This window comes from Flavihumibacter rivuli (genome assembly GCF_018595685.2).
In the GTDB taxonomy this organism is placed as follows: Bacteria; Bacteroidota; Bacteroidia; order Chitinophagales; family Chitinophagaceae; genus Flavihumibacter; species Flavihumibacter rivuli.
Genome location: NZ_CP092334.1, coordinates 58,764 through 85,000, shown reverse-complemented (window position 1 = coordinate 85,000; position 26,237 = coordinate 58,764). Strand labels below are relative to the sequence as shown.

Sequence of the window (26,237 nt, the reverse complement as noted above, 5' to 3'; positions counted from 1 at the left end):
ATGGCGTTCAGGTTGTAAACAACCCGATCGGATAAGGCCGCCGCAGTATCTGTATGGAAATAATTTTGTAATGCATGTACCCCCGCATCTGTCCTGGACGAGCCGGTAAGGGAAACCGGCTCCCTGAACAATACCAGCAATGCCTTTTCTAATTCAGCCTGAACGGTATGGGCATTTTCCTGGACCTGAAAGCCCGAATAACCTGCACCCTTATACGCAACTTCAATAAAATACCTGTTCATTAAGCGAAAGTACTACCGGAATAACAACTTCAGCGCAGTTCCCTGAATCGCTCCACATAAACCGGATCGGCAATCAGTTGCCCCAGGCTGGGGAATTGCTCCTTGTCCACTACAAACGGAAAGCTGGCGTGAAAGAAATTGAACTTGGCTTCATCGGGTATGAACAACTCACTCAAGGCGCGTAGCTGCCTGGTTTGCGGGCACTTCCTGCCAAAAGCCTTGACCGCCATCTGGGTCTTCTGGTCATAACTGATCCGCTTTGCCAGCATCCGGACCCTTAACTGGTCAATATCTGCATCAGTGGCAACACCATTACAATCCAAAGGCTTACCAACTTTTGCTACAGGCATTGGCATTGGCGGCATTGGCGTATCCTTCACTGCTCCATCCTTATCCCTTCGCAGCGTATCCTTTCCCATCAATTCCTCCGGCGGCAATACCACTGCTGAATCCATTCTGATCTGCACATCAACTGTATCATATTGCTTGCCTTCCCTGGCAACAAAGATCATTTTCATGTATCCCGCCTCCCTGTATTGGCTGACCATCCTCACCGAAGGCCCAACCACCGTATCAAGGGCGCCCCCTTTCCTTGACACACCCTCTCTCCCGGTTGGCAGTCCAGACTTATTTCCACCCGCAGGAAGGGTTACATTGTAAGGAGCCGGGACAACCTCTTTGGTTGCTGGCACTGGTCGCTGTGCTTCCACCACCTGCCCCGGATTGGGTGCAGGCGCAACTTCAGGGCTGCCATTTCCCCTGGTCAATGCATTCTTCGAAGCTGTTTCATTGGCAGACCTGGAATAGAGGATGATCGTATCATTCACCACAGCAGCCAGCATCACAGCGAACCGATCGTTACGCTTATAATAGCCTTCACTGACCAATTCATTAGCCCTCCATTCTACCGGTAAAAATTCCCTTCCATCCAGCAGGTCTTTCAACACCCATCGACCTTCGGTCTTCTTGACCAACTGCCAGCCCCTGTCCTTCTCCACAGGTAATTGCTCGAATCGCTGAACCGGTTGGCGGCCACCCTGGAATCCCACCATGATATCCACCCTATCCTTATTAATGGGAGCTAGTATAAGATGCCCATTGGCCGAAGCACTTAATAAACTATCGCCTGTCCTGATATAAAAAGGCACACCTTTCTCCGTTTGAATATAGATGAACCCGGGGGTCTGGCCGATGCCCTCAGATTCAATACCCAAGCAAATCAGGAATAACAGGAAATACTTCATCTGGAAACTGGTGAATTTCTCCATTCAAATCTAAGCAATGCAGGCCGTACCGACCTTTTATACTTTTTTTTAGCCTTATTACGTGACCAATCCAATATATTTACCCTGATAATTAACCTGTATGAAAAAAGGACTTTTAAGCGCATTCTGCCTGCTATCCTTAACCGCCGGTTTTGCACAAACACCGGAAGCGGAGGACGATAGCTGGAAATCCATTTACCGGGAAACCAGTTCCCGTATCAACGACCTTGTCCACACCAAACTTGATGTCAAATTCGACTACCAGAAGTCATGGTTGTATGGAAAAGCATGGATCACCCTTCAACCCCATTTTTACGCTACCGATTCCCTTAACCTTGACGCCAAGGGAATGGACATTAAATCCGTAGCGTTGGTTAAGGGCACCAGCAACCTTCCCCTTAAATACGAATATGATGGCTGGAACCTTCGTGTAAAACTGAATAAGAGTTACAAAGGTGGCGAACCATACACCATCTATGTTGAGTATATAGCGAAACCTAACGAAGTGAAGGTGAAAGGAAGTGCTGCCATTTCAGATGCGAAGGGATTGTATTTCATCAATCCGAAAGGAGAGGAAAAAAACAAGCCCACCCAAATCTGGACTCAAGGTGAAACGGAAGCTACCTCTGTTTGGTGCCCCACCATCGACAGGCCGGGTCAAAAGACCACCCAGGAGATCATGATGACGGTTCCTGACAAGTACGTTACACTTAGCAACGGAAAACTGGTCGCCCAGAAGAAGAACACAGATGGCACCCGCACCGATCATTGGAAAATGGACCTTCCCCACGCCCCTTACCTTTTCTTTATGGGTGTAGGCGACTATGCCGTGGTGAAAGACAAGTACAAAGGAAAAGAGGTAAACTATTATGTTGAGAAGGAATACGAACCTGTAGCCAGGAGGATCTTCGGCCATACGCCGGAAATGATGAGCTATTTCTCCCGCATTACCGGGGTTGACTACCCATGGGTGAAATATTCGCAGATCGTCGGCCGAGATTATGTAAGCGGTGCCATGGAGAACACTACCGCCACCCTGCACCAGGAAAGTGCCCAGCAGGATGCACGTGAGCTGGTTGACGGAAACGCATGGGAAGATGTGATTGCCCATGAATTGTTCCATCACTGGTTTGGCGACTATGTAACAGCTGAGAGCTGGAGCAACCTGACGGTAAATGAATCCTTTGCAGACTACAGCGAAACCTTGTGGAATGAATACAAGTACGGCAAGGATGCCGGGGATGCCACCAACTATTCAGGTATGCAGGGTTATCTTTCCAATCCTGAAAATGCCAGCAAGCGCCTGGCCAGATTCTACTACAAGGATAAAGAAGACATGTTTGATGCCGTTAGTTACCAGAAGGGAGGAAGGATCCTCCATATGATGAGGAACTATTTAGGCGACAGTGCATTTTTCAAAGGATTGAACAATTACTTGACCACCAATAAGTTCAAAGCAGCAGAAGCCCACCAATTAAGGCTTGCCATGGAAGAAGTCAGCGGAAGGGACATGAACTGGTTCTTTAACCAATGGTACTTTGGCAGCGGACACCCTAAACTGACCATTGACTATGCCTATGATGATGCAGCAGGAAATGTAAAAGTGACAATCAAACAAACCCAGGAAGGGGAAAAAGCATTCCAGCTTCCCATGGCTATTGACATTTACGAAGGAACAGCCAAAACCCGCCACATGGTTTGGGTAACAACCAAGGCCGACTCCTTCTCCTTCTCTTACAAAAAGCGTCCAGACCTGGTGAATGTGGATGGGGACAAGGTACTGCTGGCAGAGAAGAACGACAATAAGACCCTTGACAACTATATTCACCAGTACAAGTATGCAGGCAATTACCTTGACAGGAGGGAAGCTATTGAATTCTGTGCCAAAAAGCAGGATGACCCCAAAGCACAGGCATTGTTGCTGGCAGCACTGAACGACAAATACCATGGCTTGCGAAACCTCACCCTGAACAGGCTCGACATGAAGAAGGCCGGCATAAGGCAAGCTGCGGAGAAGTCCATTGCAGAACTGGCAGAAAAGGACCCTAAGGCAACCGTGAAAGCCAAGGCAATAGAACTCCTGGCCAACTACGATAATGCAACCTATAAGAAGATCTATGAAAAAGGCATCAAGGATTCTTCCTATTCTATTGCAGGAGCATCCCTGGAAGGCCTTGCCGTGGTTGACAATGATGCCGCCGTTGCAGCAACAAAAGAAATGGTGAAACAGCCCATCAAAGGACAATTGCTGAGTGCTGTCACTTCCGTAGCCGCCAAGAACGGGCTGGAAGAAGCATTCGATGTCATCGGCAATACATTTGACCAACTTCCTTTATCCCAGACAAAGTTTGAAATGCTGCAGCCTTTTGCGGAACTACTGGCAAAAATGAAGAACACTGACAAGATCAAAAAAGGCGTAGACATGATCATTGATTTCAGGGAAGCCATTCCGCAAGCCTATCGCAACCAAACCGATAGCTATATCAACAACATGGTGCTACAAAGCATTTTGACTGCCAAACAGAAGGACAATAGTCCGGGCAGCCAGGAAGTAGCTGAATACATCAAGACCAAAAGAGCGGAAAAGAAAGCATTCTAAGCCGCGAGAGTCCCAAAAAAACAGCCATCCAATGGATGGCTGTTTTTTTATTCTTACCTAATTCAATACTACTTAAGATTACCAGTCACCGCCGGCACCACCGCCACCAAAACTACCGCCGCCAAAGCCGCCGAAACCACCTCCGCCGCCGCCAGACCAACCACCACCACTACCACCTCCGCCACCTGGGAAGAAGATAACGGGAGGGCCACTATTCCAGCCACGGTATCCCCTCCTGCTCATCATACCACCACCGCCTCCACCACCACGTCCGCCTCGGCTGATCACAAACAATACCAGCAGCACGATCAGGATGATAAAGAATACAGGTACACCTTCACCCTCCTCCCCCCTTTTATTGTACCCTTCTGGTGCTTTGTACTCACCGGCCGCTGCCTTTATGATCGCATCTGTAGCTTCATCAATGGCACGATAGTAGTTCCCCGCCTTAAGGTTGGGGATCATTTCAGCCTCAACGATACGTTTGCAGATGATATCAGGCAAAGCACCTTCCAGTCCATAACCCGGCGCAATAAAAACTTTCCGCTTCTCACCGTCCTGACCAGTAGAGATCAATACGATCACCCCGTTATTGAATTCCCGGCCGCCTATCCCCCATTCCCTGCCCAGTTCTGTAGCATAATCAACGGGTTCCAATCCATTAAGGGATGGAACCGTTACAATAGCGATCTGGTTGGATGTGGTGTCATCGTAGGCCACCAGTTTTCTTTCCAGGGAGGCTACCTGGTCAGGCGTCAATAATCCGGCCGCATCATTGACCAGGCGTTGTGGATTGGGCTTGGGCAATACCCTTTGCGCCGATAGCTGCAATAAGAACAGCAAAGATACCAGCGTGCATAATATTCTTCTAGTCATGGTAGTTCAGGGGTATGCTTAATGTCCAAATACAATATCATCCGGTAACTCATTGCGATCGGTACCCGGTTTATAAGGGAAGTGGCTGCTCAGGGCTTCACCAATATCGCTCACCACCAGTTCTATGCCTTTGGCATATTCATTTTGGCGGAAATGATCCAGCATATTCACCACTTCATTTTTCCAGAAATCTGAACCAACAGCCTTATGAATACCTTCGTCACCCCAAATAGCAGCCTGGTGGTCCTTTGCGGCCACATAAATCAGTACACCATTCCTTTCGTCAGTATGATCCATCTGCAAGCTCCAGAATACTTCTGCAGCCCGGTCGATCGGATTAACAAAACGGCACTTGCTTTCGATGAATACCCTTATCTCACCACTGGTCCTCTTTTCAGATTCCCTGATCTTTTCAACGATGCGAGCGGCCTCGTCATTAGAAAGGAATGATATCCTCCTGCCAAATGAAAACAATCCCATTTGAATTAAAATTTCACCTCAGGTGCTCTTTCAGCTCCCGGATCAGCCTGGAATCCATTCTTCACCCTGAAGCCGAACATGTTTGCGAAAATATTATTGGGGAAGGTCCTTACGGTACCGTTGTACTCTTGTACAGCAGCGTTAAAGTCATTCCTGGAAACCTTGATCCGGTTCTCGGTGCCTTCCAGTTGCGCTTGCAGGTCCCTGAAGTTCTGGTTGGCCTTCAGGTCGGGATAATTCTCCACTACTGCTAACAACCTGCCCAAGGCGCTGGATACACCGGCCTGGGCTTGTTGGAATTCAGCCAATTTCTCAGGGGAAATATTAGTAGGGTCAATTTGTACGGAAGTCGCCTTTGCCCTTGCTTCCATCAGTTTGGTCAGGGTTTCCTGTTCAAAATTGGCAGCCCCCTTTACCGTATTCACAAGGTTAGGGATAAGGTCGGCCCTTCGCTGGTAATCACTTTGAACGTTAGCCCACTTGTTCTTTACGTTTTCATCCATTTTCACCATACCATTGTAACCATTGCAGGCACAGCCACCAAAAAGAAGGATCACTCCGAAGATGAGGATCAGAATCAGGTTTTTTGAATTCATTGCAAATAGGTTTAGAAAATTAAAATTAGCACTTATATAGCCGAAACAAAAATATCTTATCGATTGATTTACACTTTTAAGGAATTAAAAAAAGCCACCCTTTGCAGGATGGCTTAACCTATTTCCTGGTTTACCTTAGGCTTTCACTGCGGCGATACCCGGCAATTCCTTGCCCTCAAAATATTCGAGCATCGCTCCACCACCGGTAGAAACATAACTCACTTTATCCGTAAATCCGAACTGGTTTACCGCGGCAACGGAATCACCGCCACCCACCAGGGAGAAAGCACCAGACTGAGTTGCAGCAGCTACGGCCTCTGCAATTGCCTTTGTTCCATGCTGGAACTTAGCCATTTCAAAAACGCCCATGGGGCCATTCCAGAGAATGGTCCTCGAACGACGGATCACATTGCTGAACTGTTCACAAGCCTCATTACCGATATCCAATCCCATCCAACCAGCAGGAATATTATTGCTGGGTGCAATGGAAATATTCGCATTGGCATCGAACTTATCAGCGATCACTGAGTCGGAAGGAAGGTGAATGCAAACACCTTTGGCCTCTGCCTTCTTTATCAGCTCCCTTGCTGTATCCAGCCTATCGTCTTCACAGAGGGAATTTCCAATATTACCGCCCTGTGCCTTCATAAAGGTATAGGCCATACCACCCCCGATGATAATATCTGTAGCACGCTCAAGAAGGTTCTCAATGATCAGTATCTTATCAGAAACCTTGGCTCCGCCGATGATAGCAGTAAATGGCTTCTCAGATTGGTGCAATACTTTTTCGGCACTAGTCACCTCACCTTCCATGAGTAGGCCAAACATCTTTCCTTCCTTTGGGAAATACTGGGCGATCACGGCTGTTGAAGCATGTGCCCTGTGAGCTGTACCAAAGGCGTCATTAATATAAACATCCCCGAGCCTGGCCAGCTTTTGGGCAAATCCTTCATCCCCTTTTTCCTCTTCCTTGTAGAAGCGCAGGTTCTCCAGGAGCAAGACCTCACCACTCCTCAGCATATCCGCGGTCAGGTAGGCCTGTTCTCCAATGCAGTCATTGGCAAAGAGCACTGGCGCCCCGTCCAGTAATTCAGCAAGATGGGGCACGAGGTGCTTGAGGGAATATTTTTCAGTTGGACCATCCTTGGGACGGCCAAGATGGCTCATCAGGATCACCTTACCACCGTCGGCCAGGATCTTCTTGATGGTTGGGACAGCCGCCCGCATTCTCGTATCATCCGTGATCTCAAACTTCTCATTGAGGGGAACATTGAAATCTACCCGGATGAGGGCCTTCTTGCCGGCGAAGTTATACTGGCTGAAATTGATCATAATTCAGTTCGTTTAATCAGGTTAATAAAATCCTTACGCACCCAAATGACTCCAGGCACGGGATAATCAAAGCATCAAAATAATACGGAAAGCAATCGATAGAAAAACAAGCGGGATGCATGGAGTAATCCAGCAACCCCCTATGAAAAAAGAAAAAAAGGAAGCGGGAATACCGCCTCCTTTCATGAATTATTTGGAGATCAAACCGGCGAAATACTTAACAGTACGAACCAGCTGGCTAACATAGCTCATCTCGTTATCGTACCAGCTGATGGTCTTCACCATTTGCTTGTCGCCAACAGTGATCACCTTGGTCTGGGTAGCATCAAACAGGGAACCATAAGAGATGCCGATGATATCACTGCTTACGATCTCATCTTCAGTATAACCGAAGCTTTCGTTGCTGGCTGCCTTCATGGCGGCATTCACTTCTTCCAATGTCACCTTCTTGCTAAGGATACAAGTCAGTTCTGTCAGGGAACCAGTGATAGTTGGCACGCGCTGTGCACCACCATCCAGTTTGCCTTTCAGTTCAGGGAGAACAAGACCGATAGCCTTGGCAGCACCAGTGCTGTTGGGAACGATATTGGCAGCAGCAGCCCTTGCGCGACGCAGGTCACCTTTTGCATGGGGAGCATCAAGGGTATTCTGGTCGTTGGTGTAGGCGTGAACGGTGGTCATGCTACCGATCTCGATACCGAAATTGTCGTGCAGGGTCTTGGCCATTGGAGCCAGACAGTTGGTGGTACAGGAAGCACAGGAGATGATCTCTTCGCTACCATCCAGGATCTGGTGGTTAACATTGAAAACAATTGTTTTCAGGTCACCTGTTGCAGGAGCAGAGATAACTACTCGCTTGGCGCCGGCTTTCAGGTGGGCAGCAGCCTTGTCCTTATCAGTAAAGAAACCAGTGCTTTCAATTACAACATCCACGCCATGGTTGCCCCAGGGAATTTGGGAAGGGTCTTTCTGAGCATATATCTTAACCTCATCACCATTTACGATGATAGCATCATCTGTAGCTTTAACGTCCGCATCAAACCGGCCCTGGGCACTATCGTACTTCAGCAGGTGGGCTAACACTTTTGGAGATGTCAGGTCATTGATAGCAACCACATCAATTCCTTGCATGTTATAAATCTGGCGATAAACCAGTCGTCCAATCCTACCGAAACCATTAATGGCAACTTTTACAGTGCTCATAAATAATAATTGAAATTTGATGAAGAATAAAAATGAGTAGCGAAGTTAACGTTTCGGGGAAAAAACACCTACCCATTTTTCAACAAGTTTCGAGGGCGGTTGGAATTTTTTTGGATTTTTTTTTGGCGAAAGAAAATACCACCCTATCTTTGCACTCCCAAACGGGAAATGCCGCGTTGGTCAATCGGCTAAGACGCATCCCTTTCACGGATGAATGACGGGTTCGATTCCCGTACGCGGTACAAAATAAGCTTCGGGTTGCTGAAGCTTTTCTTTTTAAACCCACAAAGTTCTTACCTCTTTCGCCGCGTTGGTCAATCGGCTAAGACGCATCCCTTTCACGGATGAATGACGGGTTCGATTCCCGTACGCGGTACAAAGCCCCGGATTTCCGGGGCTTTTTTATTTGCTATCCCCCCGGACAATTTCCATCTGATAATAGCAATATGTTTCAAGCAGCAGATTGCCTGGCCTTCAGGTAAGCGCAGATCTTTTGCCGGAGTTCTTCCGGACGGAAGGGCTTAGGAAGGAAATCTGTGAACCCCTTCTTCTCCAGGTCGTTTTGCATATGGTCATATACAGCAGCAGTAAAGGCGATCACCGGCATCTCCGGGTTGATCTCCCTGATCAGCCTAAGCGCTGTTTCCCCGTCCATTTCAGGCATATCAAGGTCCAGCAAAGCGATATCCACGGCATGTTCCCCGAACAATTGAACCGCTTCCTTTCCATTGGTGGCCTCATAGAGTTGCACCTGCCATTTCTGGAGGAATCTTCTGACAACCATCATATTGACAGGGTTGTCTTCGGCAACCAGCACCCTTATACCTTCCAGTGAAGCCAGGGGCGCCACTTCCACAACCTGGCTATCCGCTGCCGGCTTGGATGAATACTCAACATCCAGTTTGATCCTGAAGGAAAATGTACTACCCTGGCCAGGCTCGCTCTCCACTGCCATTTCACCTCCCATCAATTTTACCAGGTACTTACTGATCGCAAGTCCAAGTCCGGAACCACCATACTTGCGGGTGGTCTTGGCATCGGTTTGATAGAATTTATCAAATATCCGGTTTTGCTTTTCCTTAGGTATGCCAATACCTGTATCCGTTATGGATATCTCTACTTCAGCGATACCCTTGGATACATGTACCAGGTCGGCTTTCAGCACCACTATTCCCTGGTCCGTAAACTTCAGGGCATTGGAAAGAAGGTTATTCAGCACCTGGCTCAGCCTCAACTCATCACCTATAACGGTTATGTTTAAACGAGGATCTACCTGCTTTTCAAACCCAAGGCCTTTTGCTATAAGCGAAGACCTGAACATCTGGTATACTTTTTCAAAAGCATGCTCGAGGGAGAAGGGGGTACTGCCCAGTTCCATTTTCTCCGCCTCTAGTTTACTATAATCTAGCACATCATTCACCAGTTCCAGCATATGGGAAGAAGAATGTTTCAATACATCGAGCATTGGCTTCTGGCCTTGCAGGTGAGGTTCTTCCAGCAGCAGGTTAGTAGACCCGATGATGGCATTCAATGGCGTCCGCAATTCATGGCTCATGGAGGAAAGGAATCGCGACTTAACCTTTGCGGCCTTCTCTGCCTTCTCTTTGGCCTTAAGCGTTTCCACTTCAGCAATGCGCACCTGCGTAATATCCAAAATACTCACTTTGGCATAACTCCTGCCCAAATGCTCAAAGGGTACAATATTGGTATATGCATAGAGCGGTTGTCCATTGTGCAATGCAAATTCCAGGTTACCGAACCAGGGGCGTGGATTTGCCTTTGGCGCCCTTTCCAATAGCATTAGCTTGTCCTTGAATTCTTCTCCCAGCATTTCCTCCACCGGCCTGCCACAAAACCGCTCCTTGTCCTCCAGCGCAAACAAGGCCAGGGCCCGCTGGTTGCAGTCCATACCCTCTCCTTTCTCCAGGTCAATAATGAAAATACCATCGAGGGAAGTGTCAAAAATGGTATCCCGGAATGCCTTTTCACTGAGCAGGTCGGCTTCCTTCTTGTTCAGGGTCTTGAGGATGGAATAGCCTACAAACCCGGTCAACACGAGTGACAGGGCCAGGTTGATCCGGAAGGTATAATGGTAACTGTAAGCCGAGGGATCGGCCTTACTGATCTCATAGGGCGAAACCACAAAAGTGAGGGCCAGGCAGAGCATGGTCAACCCTTCGATCATGATCAGTTCCTGGCTGATCCTGCTATCGATCAGGAAGATTATCGCAAAGATCACCGGAAAGAAATAGAGGTAGGTGCCCGTTTTCAGGCCAGCAAAATAACATACCAGGAATAGGGTGATATTGAAGGTGCCTATAAGCAACCATTTAGCCCTGTCCTCCCTTTCCCAAAGCCGAAGGTAGTTAACAACCAGAAGGGAAGCTGTGGCCAGGAGGCAGACAAAAGCGCTACCGTACTGACTGTTCCAATATCCCAGCACCACATTGAGCGATGTCACCCCTATCCCTATCTCCGTCAGGGATTTGAGCGGGGACGGACCAGCCCTTTCCTGCCTGCGTTGGTATTCTGCAGCCAGTTCATCCCAAAATTTAAGGACATTGGATACTAGATAACTTGATCTCATCGTTTTACAGGCAAATGCGGCCACCAGTTTACCACGACCAGATAGGAAACGCCGCCAGGATCCTAAAATTGTACCCTATGCCTAAAACCAAAGAAATCAGTTATGCTTTCAGTGCTGCTTTCGACCAGGCCTATCTCCTGGAGATACATGACAACGACCTGGAAGCCATCGCGGATATTTTCACCACTGCCCATCAGCAGATCGAAAGTGAAATAGCCCTGAGCAAGCCTTTTGCAGAAAAAGGGGATTCTGAAACCCTTCGCCAGCGATTCCACCGCATCAAACCCTTATGGGGTTATGCCGGCCTGCACTACTGGCAGCAGCATATCCAGGTATTCGAAGACTTCTGCAGAAGGAAACCAATGAAAGATACCCTGATGGAAAATTATGAAAGGCTCATTACCCAGATGGAAGTTGGACTTTCCCTGTTGCAGGAAGAAGCAGAAAGACTGAAACTACACTTCTCGCTGAACCACTGACAACTGTCAACTTAAGGACCAAGGCCCTACCCTATTCACATAACCAGACTGCTACTACCTCGCCAGTCCTGCCTAATGTACTTGATGATCTTCAAATACCCTTTAAGCACATAAGGGTGCCCCATTATGCCATGGCTTAATTTTCCAGTAACATGGTTACCATCATGAACAATCACGGTCAGGTAATCAGCACCCTAATGAATCTAATACAGGTAATAAAGAGGGTAGAAAGGCAAACTCCCATTCATCGGGAAAAAACAGCCATTCACCTAATTAAGTTGCAAGACAAAAATCCACTCAGCATCTTTACATCAGGTTGTGATTTTCGTCAATGATGCCGATAGGATCTGAACCCTGGGAACTGGACACCCAATAAAGATTTTACCTAAACCGGCTAATGTAAATGGATCGGGTCGCTTTCATACCGATCCATTTTTATTTTACTTATCCCCCGGATCACCATCCATCCAAGCCACAAGTATCTTACTGATCTCTGCAGCTTCAACCAGGAAGCCATCATGGCCAAATGCGGAATCGATCTCAACATAGTTAGCACCAGGAATACCCCTGGCCATCTTCCGTTGCTCCTCAGGCGGACAAAGAAGGTCACTTGCAATGCCAATCACCAATGTTTTTTGCCTGATGGTGGACAGCACCTCCTCAACTGTAGCCCCCCTACCCCTTGAAATATTATGGGAATCCATACTCCTGGAAAGTATCCAATACGACTGTGCATTGAAACGTTGTACAAGTTTATCACCCTGGTACCTTATATAAGAAGCAGCTTTAAAGCCATCGACCTTACTGTTGTCAGGGTCTGATTGACGCTCACACATGATGGCATAATTCCGGTAGGTTAACATCCCAATGGCCCTCGCAGCCTTAAGTCCATTGCTGCCAGCGCCGGGGGAACTATCCCTCCAGGTGGAGTCGGCCTCAATGGCCAGGCGTTGTGCTTCATGAATGGAAATCCCCCATGCACTTTCAGCAGCAGAGGTGGCAATAAGGAAGAGGGTTTCTACCACTTCAGGTTCCATCAGCGCCCATTCCAGCACCTGGTAACCTCCCATACTTCCTCCCATCAACAGTTTAATGCGATCTATTCCCAAATGTTTCCTGAGGCGAATATGCGCGTTGACCATATCCCTGATGGTCACCATGGGAAACCTGGAGTAATACAAGCTACCACTGGAGGGATCCACTGAAAGGGGCCCAGAACTTCCATAGCAGGAACCCAGGATATTGGCACAAACGATAAAATGCCTTCCCGGATCGATGGCACCATTCCCTCCTACAAAACCATTCCACCAATCTGCCGCATCAGCATTGGCAGTGAGCGCATGACAAACCCACACCACATTGGAAGCATCCGCATTCAATTGACCATAGGTGTGATAGGCGATCTCCAAACGAGGCAAAACCCCGCCGTTCTCCAGCATTAATGGTTCATCAGACTCAAATCGTTGAAGCATGGGTGCAAAATAAACCCTCAGGCCGTTACCTTTGTAGGAAACCTTCAAAAAAATAACTCAAGCAAAATGGTCAAGATAGATATCATAAGGACGAACGGCGATTTTGGCTTTGAAGCAAAAGATGCCGCAGGCCATGTTTTCAGGATGGATACCAGCCCAGAAACCGGTGGCGAGAACTACGGGGCCCGTCCCATGCAGGTGCTGTTGATGGGCCTGGGTGGCTGCAGCGGAATTGATGTAGTAAGTATTCTCAAGAAGCAGCGCCAGGATATCCGTCATTTCTCCATGCATATTGAGGCAGAAAGGGAAACCGGGAAGGAGCCCGCTTTATGGAAGAAGGCCCATATCGTTTTCACCCTTGGTGGAGATATTGATGAAGACAAAGCAAATAGGGCCGCCCAGCTGTCGATGGACAAATACTGCTCAGTCGCCGAAACCCTGAGAAGGGCAGGCTGTGAGATCAGTTGGGAAGTCAGGATGACTGATGCCCAATAGACCAATCTAAAGGGAGGTAAAGACCATACCTCCTGATTAAAAACAAATACGCTTACCCATTAATAACCACCAATAGCTCAAGATGCACCCGATCAGCAAGGCCATCAGGACCCAGGTAGACCGCACGAATGAAATGGAACACTCACAACCCATGTTCCTGACCAGCAGTTTCTGTTTCGACAATGCGGAAGAGATGCGTGCGGCATTTGCAGACGAAAGTGATGACAATATCTACAGCAGGTTCAGCAACCCGAATGTACAGGAGTTCGTTGACCGGATGTGTGCATTGGAAGGAACAGAAGCCGGTTTCGCCACTGCATCCGGCATGAGCGCAGTATTTGCTTCATTCATGACCTTCCTCAAACAGGGAGACCACCTGCTTTCCTGCCGCAGCATATTTGGCAGTACGCATACGGTGATCACCAAATACCTTCCCAAGTATGGGATCAGCCATAGTTATGTTGATGCTGGTGACGTTGGAAGCTGGGAAGCGGCCATCCAGCCGAATACCCGGATGATCTATATCGAAACCCCAACCAATCCGGCCCTGGAAGTAATAGACCTCGAAGCCGTAGCGGCACTTGCCAAAAAACACCAGCTACTGCTCTGTGTAGACAATTGTTTTGCCACCCCTATTGCCCAACGCCCAATAGAATTTGGCGCCGACCTGATCATTCATTCCGCAACGAAGTGGATAGACGGTCAGGGTAGGGTACTCGGAGGAGTGGTGCTTGGTAATAAAAAACTGGTGCATGAAGTGTATCTTTTCTGCAGGAGCACCGGACCTTCATTATCTCCCTTCAACGCATGGCTGCTCAGTAAGAGCCTTGAAACCCTGGAAGTGCGAATGGACCGCCATGCCTCCAATGCTCTTTACCTGGCTGAAAAACTGGAAGGTCACCAACAACTCAACTGGGTAAAATACCCCCATCTCCCATCCCATCCTCATTATGCCATTGCCAGAATGCAAATGACAAATGGCGGGGGGATCGTCTGCTTTGAGTTGAAAGGGGGAATTGACAGTGGCAGGAAATTCCTGGACGCGCTTACCATGCTTTCGCTAACTGCTAACCTTGGGGATACCAGGAGCATAGCTTCCCACCCGGCAAGTACAACACATGCCAAACTTACCGATGCCGAAAGGATGGCAGTTGGCATCAGTGCCGGCCTCATAAGGATTTCCGTTGGTCTCGAGAACCGCGATGATATCCTGGCTGACATTTTACAAGCCCTCGATAAATGCTAATGGGTCAGGACAGGCCCAATTCATAATGCCTTTCAGGCACTTCCACATCCAGGTAGCCTTTATTCAGCAAGCGCTGCTGGAACTGGATTTGCACATCGTATTCCCCATGCACCAGGAAAAGTTTTTTGACCTTAGAAGGTTCTTGGCAGGAAAGGAATTGGCTAAGGTCCTCATAATCACCATGGGCACTCATGCTCCTGATAGAACCAATCTCGGCATGTACTTCATGTTCAACACCAAAAATGGAAACTTCCTTCTTTCCGGACATTAACCTTGCCCCAAGTGAATTAGGTTCGCAATAGCCGACCATTAATATTGAATTACGGCTGTTCTCAATATTATTACTGATATGGTGTTTCACCCTGCCAGCATCCGCCATTCCACTTGCCGAAATAATGACACAAGGCTCATTGCGAAAATTCAACAGTTTAGACTCCTCTACTGTCTTAACATACTTTAGGCCATTAAACTTAAATGGATCACTATCGGTTTTCAATAACTTCTGAATCCTGCTATTGAAATAATTGGGATACCTTTTGACCAACTCAGTTGCTTGAATACTTAGGGGACTGTCCACAAAATAATCAAGGTCCGGCAACCGCCGCTCTACCTCAAGCTGATTTAACGCATAAAGCAATTCTTGGGTCCTTCCTACGCTAAATGCGGGAATAATAAGCTTTCCCCTTTTCTTCAGGCAGGTCTTCTCGATCCACTCCAGCAATTGGTCAGGTGTGGTGGTATGCAGTTCATGGAGACTATTGCCATAAGTGGACTCCAGGATGATATAATCTGCCTGTGGAAAGGTTGCAGGAGACCGCAGGATCACATCACGGTACCTTCCTACATCACCACTGAATGTAAGCTGCTCAGTCTTTCCACCTTCTGTTACCCTCAAATGGACAGCAGCACTGCCAATGATATGACCGGCATCTGTATAAAGCAACTCCACGTCATCCATTATCCTGGTCCATTTATCATAATCAACAGCATGAAAGAATCCAAGACAATTCTTTGCATCCTCTACCGTATAGAGCGGTTTAAGATATGGTTGCCCCGTAGCTGCCCTTTTCTTATTGATATACTTCACATCATCTTCCTGGATCTCGGCAGAATCCTCCAATAAAATGCCGCAGAGGTCCTTGGTAGCGGGAGTGCAATAGATCGGCCCTTTGAACCCGTCCTTGACCAGTTTAGGTACCAGTCCGCTATGGTCAATATGTGCATGTGACAACACCAGCACATCAACCTCCGATGGATCAAACCCCCAATACCTATTTAAGGCATCGGTCTCCTTACCCATTCCCTGGAACATTCCACAGTCAAGGAGGATCTTCTTGCCGTTCTTCAGCGTCAACAAATGTTTGGAGCCCGTTACGGTCCTTGCCGCCCCATGGAATGCAATTTTCATGTTTGATGTTTTAGTTGTTATGACTTCGAGGCAATCCTAATTTACTACTTAGCCTTGAATGACCAGGTAATAAAAAATTCGGCCACCAATTCCCCTTTTTCATTCCTGCCTACAGACCTTGCCGTTATCGTTTGTCCCTCACCGCTAGTGATGGCCTTTGAAACTATATCAGCAATGTCTTTCCCATCCTCGCAAATAAATATTGTGAGGCCGGTGGCCTTCTTGTAATATTTTGCTTCAAGACCCACCACCAACATTGATACGGCAGGATTGCGCTTATAAGTCTGGGCCATTGCCAGAACACCTGTACTCATTTCAGCTGCCATGGCAAGACAGGCAAAGTAGGTGGACCTGAATGGGTTCTGCGAAAACCATTTAAAAGGCACGACCACTTCACAATAACCCGGTTCTGCTTTCCTAACCCTCACCCCTGCGAAAAAGGCACTTGGCAATTTGGAGAAGAGGAATAAGCGGAATTTCCAGGGATTATTGATCAGGGCCAGGAATTGCCCTGCGCTTTCATTCAGTTGGGGATTACTATTACTGGTCATTTTGATTTATTGATCTCAATTATACATGCCATTACCTGTTTAGGATCGGCATTGCCACTCATGGCCATGGTTCCTTTAGAGGTGGTTTGAAACCCCGCATCCTTTAACAAGGTACTGCCCAATGCATTGTTCAAGCGAGCAGCATAATCAGCAGTGGGATTCTTACTAATAGCGGAATTGAGGCCATACCAGTCCAGGGGTTCCTTGCTCAACACCACAGCGATCATATCCCTTGTTCCAATACTATCCGGGGTCATGCTCTTGTCCTTTGGAAAAAGCCTGTAGCCGGTGATCCCGCAAAATGGGGAGTATTTTGTAGCGGTCGGGTCATCCTGGCGCGGGTAGGGAAAGAGGGTATAACTGGTGCCATCTGTTTCCTTGCCGAAAACATATATATAGCATTCCGTGCTGTTCTTTACCTCCATCTTGAATTTGGAGCCAACCCTGACAGGCGCATTTGTTACAAACCGGTTGCCTGCAGACTTTGCCAATGCTATATAACCCTTGGGAACTATTTGCTTGCCATTGTATTCAACCTCCACCAGTCCTACCTCTGCGATCAGTGGTTGGCTGGCAGCCGCCCCAACCTTTTGCATAGGTTCCAGGCCATAGGCCTCCCTGACAAAATATTTGAATTCCGGATACCGCACCCAGGCAAAACCATTATTTCCCCATTCAGGTCCCCAGCTATTCATGATCAGGAAAGCACCATTATATTTCCTGTCGTCATAGCCCACCACACACATGGCATGCCCGCCGAATCCCATCATACTTTTATCCTGCGGGGTAGGCACCCAGATATCCTTACCCATCATATCCTGCATGAAACTTTGGCCTACCATCATCCCTATCACTACAGGTGCGCCCTGGGCCAGGTTCTCCTTGATCGCACGGATATCAATGGCATCGTTCCTATCGCCAAGGGACAACCGATTAAACCCACGCATGCGGTACTGGTTGGCGAAATCCACCAATTGCCGATCAGGCATCCTGGAACAATCCCGGTCTGTATAGGGGAATTGGTCATAAGGAACAGAGCCTTGTTTGGTCATATATTCCATGGCCCTGATGATATAGGAACCCTGGCAACCTTCAAGGCCGATCTGGTTATAGAGAAAGGCCGGGCTGAACCTGGTCTGGTTAGGGTCTGTTCCTGTGCGGGCAGCTTCTACAATGGTCCGTGCCGCGTAGGCGCTACTCCAGGCCACGCAACTGCCCTGCTCCCCCTGGTTGCCAACTGCCGGTGCATACCGTTGCAGGTTGGCACTCTCCGGCAAGGGGTTCTTCGTATTATCATCAGCCAATGGTTCATAAATGGAAGCCCTTTCAAACTGGCGTGGATCCAGGAATCCCCCAGTGGCCAATTGGGCGATCTGGCTTAATCCTCCAATATTGCACCCACCCCTGCCCATCATGAAATACAATACACCACCTACCACCAGCAACACCAGGATACCTTTTCCCCTGAACAGGCCCAATAACAATGGGAGGAGATTGAATAAACCGCCACCGCCCCCACCGGGACCAACCGGAAAGTTCCCGCCACCACCACCGCGGTCATCATTATTGTGTTGCTCTTCCTGATCCTGCGGATCATCAACCATTCTGATAGGCATAAGATTCGATTTAGGTGAGAATTGAGATAAGCAATTTAAAAAATTCAACCATATGAAACCCCTTGAATGAAAACTTAATAAAATAAAAAAGCCCCGAATTCCTTCGGGGCTTACAGAAGTTATGCCTGTAGGTTATAATACTTCAACCTGGTTCTTGAGCAGGTCTTCAAACACATCCCTTTTCCTGATCAGGTGGGCTTCACCATCTACCACCATCACCTCGGCAGGCTTTAACCTGGAGTTGAAGTTGGATGACATTTCAAAGCCATAAGCCCCTGCATTATAGAATACCAGGAAATCGCCCTCACGTACCTCATTCAAGGTGCGGTCCCAGGCGAAAGTATCCGTTTCACAAATATTACCTACTACTGTATAAATGCGTTCGCTGCCATTGGGATTGGAAATATTCTTGATCCTGTGGTAAGCATCGTAGAACATCGGCCTGATCAGGTGATTGAAGCCGCTATTCACTCCTACAAATACAGTCGCGGTTGTTTGCTTGATCACATTGGCCTTAACGATGAAGTAACCACTCTCACTTACCAGGAACTTTCCGGGTTCAAACCAAACCTGGATCTCTTTACCTGTTTCTTTCGCATACTCACGGAAGGCCTCGGTCACTTTCTTCCCCAGAAGCTGGATATCCGTTTGTACATCCCCTTCCTGGTAAGGCACCTTAAACCCGCTTCCGAGGTCAATGAACTTCAGGTTAGGGAAATGGGTTGCGAGTTCGAACATCACTTCAAGCCCCTGCAGGAATACATTTACATCCTTGATATCACTACCGGTATGCATGTGGATGCCTGCAACATTGATGCCCAGGGTCTTTACGATCCGCTCAATATGCCTCATCTGGTGGATGGATATACCGAACTTGCTATCGATGTGGCCGGTGGAGATCTTGTAGTTGCCGCCGCCCATGATATGGGGATTGAAACGGATACAGATCGGGTAAGATCCTCCATACTTGGTGCCGAACTGCTCCAGGATAGAGATATTGTCAATATTCAGGTTAACCCCAAGCTGCTTCCCTTCATCGATCTCAGCGAAATCAACACAATTCGGGGTAAACAGGATCCTATCAGGAGTAAATCCGGCTCTCAGGCCGAGTTTCACTTCGTTGATGCTTACGCAATCGAGGGAAGCGCCCATCTGCTCAACATACTTCAGGATATTGATATTGCTAAGTGCCTTGCAGGCGTAAAAGAACCGTGCATTGCAATCCTTGAAAGCATCCTGGAGCTTCTGGTATTGTTCACTGATCTGGTTAGCGTTGTATACATACAAGGGAGTGCCGTACTCTTTTGCCAGTTGTAGCAGGGTTTCGTTTGTTATGAATGCCATAATCGTTATTGCTTGCGAATTGGACGAATATACGCAGAGACAGGGAGATAACCCTGCAGGAAGCAGATTTTTCAGGTGCAAAAAAATAAGGTTGCCAATCGAGGACAACCTTACCTATGGGTTGGTGAGTAAGAGACTTAATTGATTTCTTCCCCGTCTTCTTCCTGGCCAGATTCATCATCATTTGAACCTTCTTCCCCTTCGGGTTCCGGGCCTTCTTCTTCTGTAGCAGGTGCTTCTTCCTCTTCCACAACCTCCTGCACCAATTCGCCATTCTCACTGACCAGCAAAACCGAATTGGCTGGTTCCACTTCTTCCTCTTCAGCCACCAGGGTTTCGGTAATGGTTTCTTCATTTCCATTGGCAACTTGTACAGACTGGCCAATCAGGGTAGGCTCAACCACTTGTTCTGCCAATACTTCCTTGATCTTTGGAAGGTCATCCGGGCTATTCAATCCGAAATAGTCCATGAAAGATTTTGAAGTGGAATATACCAGGGGTTTACCGGGGAGTTCTTCATTCCTGCCACTGATCACGATCAGTTCCTTCTCCAGTAATTTCTGGATAGAGTAATCGGCACTTACGCCCCTGATCGACTCTATCTCCGACTTGGTAATGGGTTGCTTGTAGGCAATAATAGCCAGGGTTTCCATGGCCGCACCGCTCAGGCGTTTCAGGAATTTATCACCATTGAGCTGGGCTACTGTCTTATGGAAATCCTTCTTGGTCAGGAATTGCCAGCCGCCGCCGCTGAAGCGTACTTCAAAGGGATAGAATTCGGCGCTGTATTTCTCAATGATCCCCTCCAATCCAGACTCGATCTGTTCCAGGGTGATCTTATCCTCCATGAAACCAAAGGCCTGGTTCACCAGGTCAGTGATCTCCAGGGAAGTAAGGGGCTTCTCACTCGCAAAGATCAGTGCTTCAATATGAGGAATGATATGTCCGATTTCCATACTATGCTATTTAGGTAAGCGGGTACTACTTAACAATGCAATGTTCAAGTTTTTTGGGGTAAAGGGAAATGGAGTTATTCACAATGTGGATAAGGGTTAATCCAAGGGGCGGGATCCACAGGAAAGCCGGTTAAATAAACCTGGTTAGTTAAATGACAAGCCCATATTCTGGTAAGTACAGCTAACGGAAAGCAATAGTGGCAGCACTACCATTTCAGATAATACCCCAAATCCAATGCCAGTAACTATTGAGGCATAAAAAAACCGGGGTGATGACACCCCGGTTTCGGATATTCTTTATAGGACAGCTTAGCCCTGCAGCGCTGCAGCACCACTAACGATCTCGGTAAGCTCGGTCGTGATAGCGGCCTGACGGGCACGGTTGTAGCTGATCTTAAGTGTTTTCAACAGTTCATTCGCATTCTCAGAGGCTTTATCCATAGCAGTCATACGCGCGCCATGCTCAGAAGCATTGGCATCCAAAACAGCCTTATACAGTTGTGTATTCAGGATCTTAGGCATCAGTTCAGCGATCAGTTCTTCCTTATTGGGTTCGAAGATAAAATCACTCTTTTTGACATTTCCAGTATTGGTAACCTTCGGAATAGGCAGGAAACGCTCAACGCGGTAACGCTGGGTAGCGGCATTCTTGAACTCACTATAAACGATCTCCACCACATCGAACTGCTTTTCCTGGAAAGCCTTTACAGCAGCCTGTGCACAAGCCTGTACAGATTCAAAACGCAGGTCAAGGAACAGGTCCTTATAGGTAGCATCAACTTTGTAATTGGCCTTCTGCAGGGCTTCATATCCTTTCTTACCAATGTTCCAGATGGCAACATTACCCTTTGCAAACTGGCCGGAGTATTTTTCAGCAATAGTAGCCTTGGCCGCCTTTACAATATTGGCGTTATAAGCACCAGCCAGGCCACGGTCACTGGTGATCACGATCAACAGCACTTTTTCAACCGGACGCTCCACTGCAAGCGTTCCACCCAATTCACCTTCTGTGTTGCTGACAATGTTAGAAAGCATTTCCTGCAACTTATTGGCATAGGGACGCATTTGTATGATAGCATCCTGGGCACGGCGCAGTTTGGCCGCACTTACCATTTTCATTGCCTTAGTGATCTGCTGCGTACTCTGAACCGATTTGATCCGGTTACGAACTTCTTTCAGTGCTCCTGACATATTAACAAAAATTGATGCTTTTAACGCTGAATATCAAGACCTTAATCTCAACTCTCGGGACTCCGGAAAACCAAACCTCAAACTCATCCTACTACTGCTCCCGAAATTTGGCGCAAAGGTAACAGAAAGCAGCCAGAAAACAACTATTCCGCCAAAATTCAAATGCCGGAGCAGGCACAGCGCCAAATTAGCAGCCCCTGACGAGCAGAATCCGCCTGTAACCAGTTGACAAGGAATGCATCATGATAAAAACCACCCAACCAGGCCTGGATTGGAAAGGACTGGTTAAAATGGCCCGGATACCCCGCCAGCAAACCGCTTTTCCTTACCTTTGCTTCCCTGTCAATTTGACCAGGCGCATAAAATAGCACTGTAATTGATAATTAAGAAGTTTTAGCATTTCTAAAGACAACACCATAACATGTTAGGTTTCATCCAGAAGTTATTCGGCGGAAGCAAGTCGGAAAAAGACGTGAAGAGCATCCTGCCGATTGTAGCCAAAATAAACGAGCATTTTGCCGCTTACCAATCCTTATCCAATGATGCACTCAGGGCAAAAACCCAGGAATTCAGGCAAAGGATCCAGAACCATATTTCAGCTATCAATGCCGAGATCGCAAAGCTGAATGAATCGGCAGAGCAACTGCCTTTCAGCGACTTTTCCGGTAAGGAAGCCATTTATGAGGAAGTTGACAAGCTCAGGAAGAAAAGGAATGAGCAGATTGAGGAAGTGCTGAGGGAAATAGCACCCGAGGCATTTGCTGTGGTGAAGGAAACGGCCCGCAGGTTCAAGGAAAACAGCATTGTTTCAGCTACCGCTACAGAACTTGACCGCCAACTGGCTGTCACCAAGAATTATATTACCATTGAAGGCGACCAGTCAAAGTTCAGCAATACCTGGACAGCGGCAGGTGGTACTGTAACCTGGAACATGGTCCATTATGATGTACAGCTAATCGGTGGTTATGTGCTGCACCAGGGTAAGATCTCTGAAATGGCTACGGGTGAAGGTAAAACACTGGTATCCACCCTTCCTGCCTACCTCAATGCATTGGCCGACGAAGGGGTTCACATCGTAACTGTTAACGACTACCTCGCCCGTCGTGACTCTGAATGGAATGGCCCCATCTTTGAATGGCTGGGCCTGACCGTTGACTGTATCGACAAGCACCAACCCAACAGCGAAGAGCGTCGCAAGGCATACCAGGCGAATATCACCTACGGAACCAATAATGAATTCGGCTTCGATTACCTGCGCGATAACATGGTGCATAGTCCCGAAGAAATGGTTCAGCGCAAGCATCATTTTGCCATGGTGGATGAGGTAGACTCCGTATTGATCGATGATGCCCGTACGCCGCTCATCATTTCAGGTCCCGTTCCCCGTGGTGATGAACAACAATACCACTTGTTGAAACCCCGTATCCTGCAACTGGTGGAAGCCCAGAAGCAGGTTGTCAACAAGTTCCTGAATGAGGCCAAGAAAAAGATCGCTGATGGCAATGATGATCCCAAGGATGGAGGTCTTTCATTGATGCGCGCTTTCCGTGGCTTACCCAAGAGCAGCGCCCTGATCAAATTCCTGAGTGAGCCCGGCATCAGGGTAAAACTCCAAAAAGCAGAAAACTACTACCTGGCCGACCAGCAGAAAGAAATGCCTAAGGTTGACCAGGAACTGTTCTTCTATATTGATGAAAAGAACAATTCAGTTGACCTTACGGACAAGGGAATCCAGATGATCACCCGTTCCGGAGAAGATCCTGATTTCTTTGTTTTGCCTGACATCAGCGTTAAGCTGGGAGAGATCGAAAACAGCGATGCTTCTGCGGAAGAAAAACTGCACCGGAAAGAGGCCCTGCTGAATGAATACACCATGAAGGCAGACCGCATCCATACTGTTCACCAATTGCTGAAAGCCTATACGCTCTTCGACAAGGACGTGGAATATGTGGTGATGGATGGACAGGTGAAGATCGTTGATGAACAAACCGGTCGTATCCTCGATGGCCGTCGCTATTCCGATGGATTGCATCAGGCTATTGAAGCGAAGGAAAATGTGAAGATCGAGGCAGCTACCCAAACCTATGCTACCATTACCCTCCAGAACTACTTCAGGATGTACCACAAGCTGGGTGGTATGACCGGTACTGCGGAAACAGAAGCCGCTGAGCTTTGGGATATCTACAAATTGGATGTAGTGACCATACCTACCAATGTTCCTATTACCCGTAAGGATACACAGGACCTGGTATACAAAACCAAGAGGGAAAAGTATGCTGCTGTAATTGAAGAGATCGAGAAACTGCGCAATGCCGGAAGGCCGGTACTGGTAGGTACCACTTCGGTTGAAGTGAGCGAATTGCTGAGCAGGATGTTGCAGGTGAAAAAAATCCCACACAATGTATTGAACGCGAAACAACACGCCCGTGAAGCCCAGGTGGTTGCAGAAGCGGGTATGGCAGGTGCCGTAACCATCGCCACCAACATGGCTGGTCGTGGTACCGATATCAAACTCGGACCCGGCGTAAAAGATGCGGGTGGTCTGGCCATCATTGGTACAGAACGTCACGAAAGCCGCCGTGTTGACCGCCAGCTGCGTGGTCGCGCAGGCCGTCAGGGTGACCCTGGAACCTCACAGTTCTATGTTTCCATGGAAGATGACCTGATGCGTATGTTCGGTAGTGACCGTATTGCATCGCTCATGGATAAGATGGGCTATAAGGAAGGCGAAGTGATCCAGCACAGCATGATCACCAGGAGCATTGAAAGGGCACAGAAGAAGGTTGAAGAGAACAACTTCGGCATTCGTAAGCGCCTGCTTGAATACGACGACGTAATGAACAAGCAGCGCAATGTGGTGTACAAGAAGCGCCAGCACGCACTATTTGGGGAACGCCTTGCGCTGGACCTTGATACGGCATTTTATGTGGTGGCGGAAAGCCTGGTAACTTCTTTCCGTGAGCAGGAAGACTATGATGGATTCAAACTCTCCTGTATCGTGAACTTCGGAATAGACACTGCAATTACAGCAGATGAATTCAAGTCGGGCAATAACCAGGGCCTGGCAGAGAAACTTTACCAGGAAGCCACCATCAATTACCAGCGCAAAATGGATAACCTGCGGGCACAGGCCGTACCTGTATTCCAGAATATCAGGGAAACGCAGGGTGCCCATATTGAAAATGTGGTAGTGCCCTTTACCGATGGAAGAAAGGGCATCAATGTGCTCAGCAATATGGAGAAAACATTGCAAAGTGACGGTCGCGAATTGGTTAACGCCGTAGAAAGGACCATCACCCTTGCATTGATAGACGATTCATGGAAAGAGCACCTGAGGAGCATGGATGACCTGAAGCAGAGCGTACAGACTGCCTACCTGGAACAAAAAGACCCATTGGTCATCTATAAGGTTGAAGCCTTTGAACTGTTCCGCAAAATGGATACAGAGGTGAACCGTGAGATCGTTTCCTTCCTCTGCCATGCGGGCATCCCTATGGAACAGCAGCAACCTGCAGAGATCATCAGGGAAGGCCATGAAGAGAAAACGGACATGAGCCGTCTTCAGGCCAATAAAGAAGAGGTGGAAGCCAGGGGGGAAGATTATGCCGCGAATGAAAATGACTATTACGACCCATCAGGCCCAACCATCCAGGAGCCCATAAGGGTAGGACCAAAGATCGGCCGCAATGATCCATGTCCATGTGGAAGCGGAAAAAAATACAAGAACTGCCATGGTCAGGGACTTCAATAGTCCCCCCGGATAATAAAAAAAGGAGCCGCTGGCTCCTTTTTTTATTCAATACTTTCCTGAATCATTTCTTCTGAAAATGTAATACTTCATTTGAGCTGGCATTATCATCCTCCAGTTCAATAATGGAGGTTGATATTCCCGTTAGCACCCAATCGTTGTTCAGTTCTGCCAGGGTGCTTGTCGCAGGAAATTCGATCTTCATCCTGGTTCTTCCATCATCCGGCCGTACTGACCAGGTTCCTGAGGCAGTAGGCCCGCCACCTATTGCTGAAACAGAGCCATTGGTATTAAAGGTGAAGGTCCACCCTGTAAAATTGGATGTCTCATCATTTCCGCTATCAGTGAACAAATGTACTTTCCAGGAGCCGGAAGTGATCACCGGACTCGGATCGGGTTGTGCGTTATCAGAGGAGGAACAGGCCGGCAACGCCAGGGCAATAAGGGCCAGCAGCAGTACTGGCAGCAAAAATTTCTTCATGGGAGAGCATTAAGATGGTTAATAATGTAGTTGAATCAAGGGATAATGCCTAAACTTCGGCAGGACACCA

Annotated in this window: 21 protein-coding genes and 2 tRNA genes (1 of these 23 only partly in view); 7 read left to right on the top strand and 16 right to left on the bottom strand. The window is 48.0% G+C overall.

All coding sequences use genetic code 11. The annotated features are described in order from the left end of the window. Positions 1-242: the beginning of a tRNA pseudouridine(38-40) synthase TruA gene (truA, locus tag KJS94_RS00345; RefSeq protein ID WP_214446779.1), read on the bottom strand. 505 nt of this gene lie to the left of the window's left edge; only the first 242 of its 747 coding nucleotides appear in the window; its start codon is at positions 240-242; the stop codon falls past the left edge of the window. Positions 243-271: 29 nt separating this feature from the next. Further along, positions 272-1,510: a hypothetical protein gene (locus KJS94_RS00340; RefSeq protein WP_214446778.1), complete on the bottom strand. Its 1,239-nt coding sequence runs from the start codon at positions 1,508-1,510 to the stop codon at positions 272-274. A gap of 97 nt (positions 1,511-1,607) precedes the next feature. Here KJS94_RS00340 and KJS94_RS00335 point away from each other — a divergent pair, with 97 nt between their 5' ends. Further along, positions 1,608-4,106 carry a M1 family metallopeptidase gene (locus tag KJS94_RS00335; protein ID WP_214446777.1) on the top strand — a complete coding sequence of 833 codons (2,499 nt, stop codon included), beginning with the start codon at positions 1,608-1,610 and terminating at the stop codon, positions 4,104-4,106. Positions 4,107-4,184: 78 nt separating this feature from the next. Here the strand turns inward: KJS94_RS00335 and KJS94_RS18210 are convergent, their stop codons facing one another. The 5 genes from KJS94_RS18210 to gap all read right to left on the bottom strand — a co-directional run bounded on the left by KJS94_RS18210 (position 4,185) and on the right by gap (position 8,593). After that, entirely contained in the window at positions 4,185-4,982 is a 798-nt protein-coding gene (locus KJS94_RS18210) for a TPM domain-containing protein (RefSeq protein ID WP_214446776.1), read from the bottom strand. An 18-nt stretch (positions 4,983-5,000) separates the two neighbouring features. Beyond that, entirely contained in the window at positions 5,001-5,462 is a 462-nt protein-coding gene (locus KJS94_RS00325) for a TPM domain-containing protein (RefSeq protein WP_214446775.1), read from the bottom strand. A 5-nt stretch (positions 5,463-5,467) separates the two neighbouring features. Beyond that, entirely contained in the window at positions 5,468-6,058 is a 591-nt protein-coding gene (locus tag KJS94_RS00320; RefSeq protein ID WP_214446774.1) for a LemA family protein, read from the bottom strand. A gap of 135 nt (positions 6,059-6,193) precedes the next feature. Continuing rightward, positions 6,194-7,390 carry a phosphoglycerate kinase gene (locus KJS94_RS00315; RefSeq protein ID WP_214446773.1) on the bottom strand — a complete coding sequence of 399 codons (1,197 nt, stop codon included), beginning with the start codon at positions 7,388-7,390 and terminating at the stop codon, positions 6,194-6,196. A 189-nt stretch (positions 7,391-7,579) separates the two neighbouring features. Next, complete coding sequence (gene gap, locus KJS94_RS00310; protein ID WP_214446772.1) at positions 7,580-8,593, bottom strand: type I glyceraldehyde-3-phosphate dehydrogenase; 1,014 nt, start codon at positions 8,591-8,593, stop codon at positions 7,580-7,582. Between the two features lie 170 nt (positions 8,594-8,763). Here gap and KJS94_RS00305 point away from each other — a divergent pair. Then, positions 8,764-8,835, top strand: a tRNA-Glu gene (locus tag KJS94_RS00305). Between the two features lie 62 nt (positions 8,836-8,897). Further along, positions 8,898-8,969: transfer RNA gene (locus KJS94_RS00300), tRNA-Glu, on the top strand. 75 nt (positions 8,970-9,044) lie between these two features. Here KJS94_RS00300 and KJS94_RS00295 read toward each other — a convergent pair. After that, positions 9,045-11,180, bottom strand: a complete 2,136-nt coding sequence (locus tag KJS94_RS00295) for an ATP-binding protein (protein WP_214446771.1) — start codon at positions 11,178-11,180, stop codon at positions 9,045-9,047. 77 nt (positions 11,181-11,257) lie between these two features. Between KJS94_RS00295 and KJS94_RS00290 the strand changes: the two genes are divergently transcribed. Continuing rightward, the gene (locus KJS94_RS00290) at positions 11,258-11,659 is read left to right on the top strand and encodes a hypothetical protein (RefSeq protein ID WP_214446770.1); all 402 of its coding nucleotides are present in this window, start codon (positions 11,258-11,260) and stop codon (positions 11,657-11,659) included. 440 nt (positions 11,660-12,099) lie between these two features. Here KJS94_RS00290 and metX read toward each other — a convergent pair whose 3' ends face one another. Beyond that, positions 12,100-13,131, bottom strand: a complete 1,032-nt coding sequence (gene metX / locus KJS94_RS00285) for a homoserine O-acetyltransferase MetX (RefSeq protein ID WP_214446769.1) — start codon at positions 13,129-13,131, stop codon at positions 12,100-12,102. 66 nt (positions 13,132-13,197) lie between these two features. Here metX and KJS94_RS00280 point away from each other — a divergent pair, with 66 nt between their 5' ends. Continuing rightward, the gene (locus KJS94_RS00280; RefSeq protein ID WP_214446768.1) at positions 13,198-13,626 is read left to right on the top strand and encodes an OsmC family protein; all 429 of its coding nucleotides are present in this window, start codon (positions 13,198-13,200) and stop codon (positions 13,624-13,626) included. 82 nt (positions 13,627-13,708) lie between these two features. Next, the gene (locus KJS94_RS00275) at positions 13,709-14,872 is read left to right on the top strand and encodes a trans-sulfuration enzyme family protein (protein ID WP_214446767.1); all 1,164 of its coding nucleotides are present in this window, start codon (positions 13,709-13,711) and stop codon (positions 14,870-14,872) included. 4 nt (positions 14,873-14,876) lie between these two features. Here KJS94_RS00275 and KJS94_RS00270 read toward each other — a convergent pair whose 3' ends face one another. The 6 genes from KJS94_RS00270 to atpG all read right to left on the bottom strand — a co-directional run bounded on the left by KJS94_RS00270 (position 14,877) and on the right by atpG (position 21,938). After that, positions 14,877-16,280, bottom strand: a complete 1,404-nt coding sequence (locus KJS94_RS00270; protein ID WP_214446766.1) for an MBL fold metallo-hydrolase — start codon at positions 16,278-16,280, stop codon at positions 14,877-14,879. A gap of 44 nt (positions 16,281-16,324) precedes the next feature. After that, positions 16,325-16,831 (bottom strand): DUF4442 domain-containing protein, encoded by a 507-nt coding sequence (locus tag KJS94_RS00265; protein WP_214446765.1) that lies wholly within the window; start codon positions 16,829-16,831, stop codon positions 16,325-16,327. Then, positions 16,828-18,447, bottom strand: coding sequence for a C1 family peptidase (locus KJS94_RS00260; RefSeq protein ID WP_214446764.1), 1,620 nt, complete (start codon positions 18,445-18,447; stop codon positions 16,828-16,830). The genes KJS94_RS00265 and KJS94_RS00260 overlap by 4 nt, the downstream gene beginning before the upstream one ends. A gap of 132 nt (positions 18,448-18,579) precedes the next feature. Then, positions 18,580-19,791: a diaminopimelate decarboxylase gene (gene lysA, locus KJS94_RS00255; protein ID WP_239804228.1), complete on the bottom strand. Its 1,212-nt coding sequence runs from the start codon at positions 19,789-19,791 to the stop codon at positions 18,580-18,582. Positions 19,792-19,928: 137 nt separating this feature from the next. Beyond that, complete coding sequence (scpB, locus tag KJS94_RS00250; protein WP_214446763.1) at positions 19,929-20,747, bottom strand: SMC-Scp complex subunit ScpB; 819 nt, start codon at positions 20,745-20,747, stop codon at positions 19,929-19,931. A 309-nt stretch (positions 20,748-21,056) separates the two neighbouring features. After that, a complete protein-coding gene (gene atpG, locus KJS94_RS00245) occupies positions 21,057-21,938 on the bottom strand; it encodes an ATP synthase F1 subunit gamma (RefSeq protein WP_214446762.1) in 882 nt (293 codons plus the stop codon). A gap of 421 nt (positions 21,939-22,359) precedes the next feature. On the opposite strand from atpG, the gene secA reads away from it, so the two are divergent. Next, positions 22,360-25,689 (top strand): preprotein translocase subunit SecA, encoded by a 3,330-nt coding sequence (secA, locus tag KJS94_RS00240; protein WP_214446761.1) that lies wholly within the window; start codon positions 22,360-22,362, stop codon positions 25,687-25,689. 61 nt (positions 25,690-25,750) lie between these two features. Here secA and KJS94_RS00235 read toward each other — a convergent pair whose 3' ends face one another. After that, positions 25,751-26,167 carry a hypothetical protein gene (locus KJS94_RS00235; protein WP_214446760.1) on the bottom strand — a complete coding sequence of 139 codons (417 nt, stop codon included), beginning with the start codon at positions 26,165-26,167 and terminating at the stop codon, positions 25,751-25,753. Between the last annotated feature and the right edge of the window lie 70 nt (positions 26,168-26,237).

What these genes read in the sequence shown, in the direction of transcription:
- KJS94_RS00290 (WP_214446770.1), top strand. Translation starts at nt 11,258, where the DNA reads ATGCCTAAAACCAAAGAAATCAGTTATGCTTTCAGTGCTGCTTTCGAC.
- KJS94_RS00260 (WP_214446764.1), bottom strand. Translation starts at nt 18,447, where the DNA reads ATGCCTATCAGAATGGTTGATGATCCGCAGGATCAGGAAGAGCAACAC.
- metX (WP_214446769.1), bottom strand. Translation starts at nt 13,131, where the DNA reads ATGCTTCAACGATTTGAGTCTGATGAACCATTAATGCTGGAGAACGGC.
- KJS94_RS18210 (WP_214446776.1), bottom strand. Translation starts at nt 4,982, where the DNA reads ATGACTAGAAGAATATTATGCACGCTGGTATCTTTGCTGTTCTTATTG.
- KJS94_RS00335 (WP_214446777.1), top strand. Translation starts at nt 1,608, where the DNA reads ATGAAAAAAGGACTTTTAAGCGCATTCTGCCTGCTATCCTTAACCGCC.
- KJS94_RS00325 (WP_214446775.1), bottom strand. Translation starts at nt 5,462, where the DNA reads ATGGGATTGTTTTCATTTGGCAGGAGGATATCATTCCTTTCTAATGAC.
- secA (WP_214446761.1), top strand. Translation starts at nt 22,360, where the DNA reads ATGTTAGGTTTCATCCAGAAGTTATTCGGCGGAAGCAAGTCGGAAAAA.
- KJS94_RS00235 (WP_214446760.1), bottom strand. Translation starts at nt 26,167, where the DNA reads ATGAAGAAATTTTTGCTGCCAGTACTGCTGCTGGCCCTTATTGCCCTG.
- KJS94_RS00270 (WP_214446766.1), bottom strand. Translation starts at nt 16,280, where the DNA reads ATGAAAATTGCATTCCATGGGGCGGCAAGGACCGTAACGGGCTCCAAA.
- KJS94_RS00280 (WP_214446768.1), top strand. Translation starts at nt 13,198, where the DNA reads ATGGTCAAGATAGATATCATAAGGACGAACGGCGATTTTGGCTTTGAA.
- KJS94_RS00275 (WP_214446767.1), top strand. Translation starts at nt 13,709, where the DNA reads ATGCACCCGATCAGCAAGGCCATCAGGACCCAGGTAGACCGCACGAAT.
- KJS94_RS00320 (WP_214446774.1), bottom strand. Translation starts at nt 6,058, where the DNA reads ATGAATTCAAAAAACCTGATTCTGATCCTCATCTTCGGAGTGATCCTT.
- KJS94_RS00265 (WP_214446765.1), bottom strand. Translation starts at nt 16,831, where the DNA reads ATGACCAGTAATAGTAATCCCCAACTGAATGAAAGCGCAGGGCAATTC.
- KJS94_RS00340 (WP_214446778.1), bottom strand. Translation starts at nt 1,510, where the DNA reads ATGGAGAAATTCACCAGTTTCCAGATGAAGTATTTCCTGTTATTCCTG.
- gap (WP_214446772.1), bottom strand. Translation starts at nt 8,593, where the DNA reads ATGAGCACTGTAAAAGTTGCCATTAATGGTTTCGGTAGGATTGGACGA.
- KJS94_RS00315 (WP_214446773.1), bottom strand. Translation starts at nt 7,390, where the DNA reads ATGATCAATTTCAGCCAGTATAACTTCGCCGGCAAGAAGGCCCTCATC.
- KJS94_RS00295 (WP_214446771.1), bottom strand. Translation starts at nt 11,180, where the DNA reads ATGAGATCAAGTTATCTAGTATCCAATGTCCTTAAATTTTGGGATGAA.
- scpB (WP_214446763.1), bottom strand. Translation starts at nt 20,747, where the DNA reads ATGGAAATCGGACATATCATTCCTCATATTGAAGCACTGATCTTTGCG.
- atpG (WP_214446762.1), bottom strand. Translation starts at nt 21,938, where the DNA reads ATGTCAGGAGCACTGAAAGAAGTTCGTAACCGGATCAAATCGGTTCAG.
- lysA (WP_239804228.1), bottom strand. Translation starts at nt 19,791, where the DNA reads ATGGCATTCATAACAAACGAAACCCTGCTACAACTGGCAAAAGAGTAC.